Annotated in this window: 3 protein-coding genes; 2 read left to right on the plus strand and 1 reads right to left on the minus strand. The window is 65.7% G+C overall.

The features are described from left to right. Nucleotides 1-781 (minus strand): helix-turn-helix domain-containing protein (locus tag SCA03_RS34630; RefSeq protein ID WP_141275893.1); only part of this gene is annotated, 781 nt, incomplete at its 3' end. A gap of 241 nt (nt 782-1,022) precedes the next feature. Here SCA03_RS34630 and SCA03_RS34635 point away from each other — a divergent pair. Both SCA03_RS34635 and SCA03_RS34640 read left to right on the plus strand, forming a co-directional pair. Continuing rightward, nucleotides 1,023-1,493, plus strand: a complete 471-nt coding sequence (locus SCA03_RS34635; RefSeq protein WP_086814192.1) for an ATP-binding protein — start codon at nt 1,023-1,025, stop codon at nt 1,491-1,493. Nucleotides 1,494-1,653: 160 nt separating this feature from the next. After that, on the plus strand, nt 1,654-1,866 hold the full coding sequence (locus tag SCA03_RS34640; protein WP_086814190.1) for a hypothetical protein: 213 nt from the start codon (nt 1,654-1,656) through the stop codon (nt 1,864-1,866). Nucleotides 1,867-2,324 lie beyond the last annotated feature (458 nt).

Here is a 2,324-nt window from a genome sequence, read left to right on the forward strand (position 1 = left end):
TCTGCCGCAGGGCGACGGCATCGTCACGGAAGTTCGTCGTGTTGTCCGCGGACTCCGTGAAACCTGCGTCTACGTCGGCATCCTTCCCACTGCTGAACAGAGTGAACGCGCCGGTAGTTGTGCCCTTCTCCCCGGCTTCGAACGGGATCACCCTGAACGTCACGTTGTCCAGCGTGGTGACCTCCTTCACGTACCGCAGCTGCTCGCGCATCACCTCGTCTCCGCCAACGGTGAACCGCAGCGCAGCCTCGGTGACAACGACCTGGATATCCAGCGGTAGATCCTCGCGGAGCCTCTCCTGGCGCTGAAGCCGCACCTCAACGAGACTTTCAACCTGGTCCGGTCCGAGCGCGGTGAAGCTCACGCCAGTCACCGCGTGGGCATAGCGCTTCGTTTGCAGGAGTCCCGGGATCAAGATCGGTTGGTACTCGAAGCAGGAAGCTGCTTCGGACTCGTAGGCCAGGAACTCCGCGTAGTTCGCCGAGATCACGTCGTTGTACCTGTGCCACCACGGTGGTACGCGCTGTCGACCTCGGATCATCAGGTCCCGCAGCTCTTCAGCCCTGTCCTCGGGGACTTCGAACAGCTCCATGAGCTGCTCGAAGTCCCGCTTCGTGCACGCTCGCTTGCCGAGTTCCACCCGACTGATCTTCGAGTTGGAGCAGTTGAGGTGATCGCCAACTTCCTCGGTGGTCAGTCCATTTCGGTCGCGCAGTAGTCGAAGCTCCTGTCCGAGCTTGCGCCTCGCTGAGAGCGGGCCACCGCTTTGGACGACGGACACAGTCCTCAACTCCTCTCTGTACGCGGGGCCGAGGCTACCGGTTCGCTCCTGCAAGCCTGCCTGCGAGACTACAGGTACTCCTACCGAGGGATGTTTTGGCAATCTGCCATTCCATGTCTTGACGATGGACCAACAGTAGGCGAATGATGCGTTGGGTGACGCAGCGCGCTCATGGCGTGACTGGTGGTCCGCTCGGCGTGCGTTGGTCCTGGCGCGCTGGCCGACTCGGGAGGTTCCAGGCATGAAAGTCGCAGTTCAGCCCCTGGTCGCCGACAACGAACGCTCTTGGTCTTTAACCGCGGCGCTCCACGACGTGGAGGTCTGGCGTCGTCGAGTGGATGAGGCCGCGCGCGCCTTGGGCGCCGATCGTGATGCCCGCGAGGTGGCCGAGTACGGGATCACCGAGCTGCTCAGCAACGTGCACAAACACGTGGGAGAGGCCACGGATTGCCGGCTTGTCGTCGAGCGGGAAGGCGATGCTCTGTGCGTACGCCTCAGCGATACATCACACGAGGTGCCGCAGGTCCTGTCGGCGGACCCCCTGTCCGAGAACGGCCGGGGGCTGTGGCTGCTCCGGGCGATGGCCGACGACCTGGGCTACACGCTCATCCCGGAAGGCAAGTGGGTGTGGGTGCACACGGCTCTGCGTACCGCCGCCCTGTCTGGCTGCGGCCAGGAGTCGTCGTCTACGACGCGAAGCCGGAAATGGTAGCGGTCGTCGTGGAGACCGACCGCGGCTGGGCGACGCTGGCGCGTCCCAGCGGGCTGACGTGGGACGTCTCATGCAGAGTCCTTCGGCCAGCCACCCCGTACGAAGTGCGGCAGTTCCGGGCGCTGGCGGCGCTCCAGCAGGTGAAGCTCAGGGGGATGCCATGAGCTTCTTGCGCGCGAAGAGCATGGCCAGGGACCTTCTCGGGCGGTTGGACGAGCGCTGGTACTGGACATACCAGTGGGCCTTGTGCGCCCTGGACGCGGACCCACGCCTGGCGGACGCCATGTACGAGCGGAGCGCCAGACGCCACCTGGCCACCTGCGGGAGAGCCGCGAACCCCCGCGACCCGAGGGGCCGCGCGTGGCGGCATTAGCCCCCGCCCCCTGCCTCGGTTGATCGCCGGAAGGCCGCCGGCATCCCGAGGCAGGGGAGCGGGTCACCACCTCGACGGCCGTTGCAGCGGCTTGCCGAGGACCAGACACCACCCATGAGGAGATATCCGTGCGGGACTGTATCGCCCTGCTGAGCATCTGGTTGGGAGAACCGGCCCGTCGCACGCTGCGTGCGGCACGGCAGCGAAGCATGGACCTTTTGACTCGGCCGGAGCCACCGCGGGCCAACGCGGTTCCGCCTCCGGTCCCGAACTACCGCCGCGGCCCTGTGCCCGCACACGTACGCGAGCGGGAAGGCCCGGTCGATGGCGAGGAGAACGTCTTGGTGCGCCCGTACTACGTCGTACACGAGCGCACCTGCGACACAGAGGCGTCGTGCGAGTGAGGGAGCCCGTACTCCCTGGAGGAGAGAAGCCATGAAGACGGTCATCCGGTCCAT

Origin of the sequence: Streptomyces cacaoi (assembly GCF_006539165.1) — a bacterium.
Classification (GTDB): domain Bacteria; phylum Actinomycetota; class Actinomycetes; order Streptomycetales; family Streptomycetaceae; genus Streptomyces; species Streptomyces cacaoi.